This is a genomic window from Burkholderia sp. MR1-5-21 (assembly GCF_053427715.1).
The window spans coordinates 1-396 of sequence record NZ_JBSAXD010000135.1 but is presented as its reverse complement, the minus strand read 5'-3'; the positions used below and the strand labels follow the sequence as shown (position 1 = coordinate 396).

Annotated in this window: 1 protein-coding gene; it reads left to right on the top strand. The window is 66.2% G+C overall.

Annotated features, from left to right (window positions below; genetic code table 11):
- Window positions 1-396, top strand: a 396-nt coding sequence (locus tag ACV229_RS40755) for a hypothetical protein (protein ID WP_448088684.1), incomplete at both ends; no start/stop codon positions are given.

Below are 396 nucleotides of genomic sequence, written 5' to 3'. Positions count from 1 at the left end.
CGTCGACAGCGCTCGCCCATACCAAGAGCGAGACGCACTCGGTCTGGGAGATCCAGGGCAACCGCGTGCAGCTCGAATTCACCATCCCGCTCATTGAATCGGCGCGCCTCGCGCAGGCCGGAGAAGAACAGCCTACCAACGAGCGGGTGCTCGAGTACCTGCGCAACCACCTTGGCGCCACCAGCGCGGGCAAGCCGTGCGCCGTCACGCGCTCTCACGCCATGGCGGCGACCAGCCAATTCCGGCGTGTCGAGTTCGAATTCACCTGCCCCGGCACGGAGGACATCGCGCTGCAGTCCTCGGCCTTCTTCGAGCTCGTGCCCTCCCACGTGACCTTCGCGCAGATCAAGACCGCGGACGGGCAGTTCGTCGAGCAGCTGTTCACCCAGGACCAGC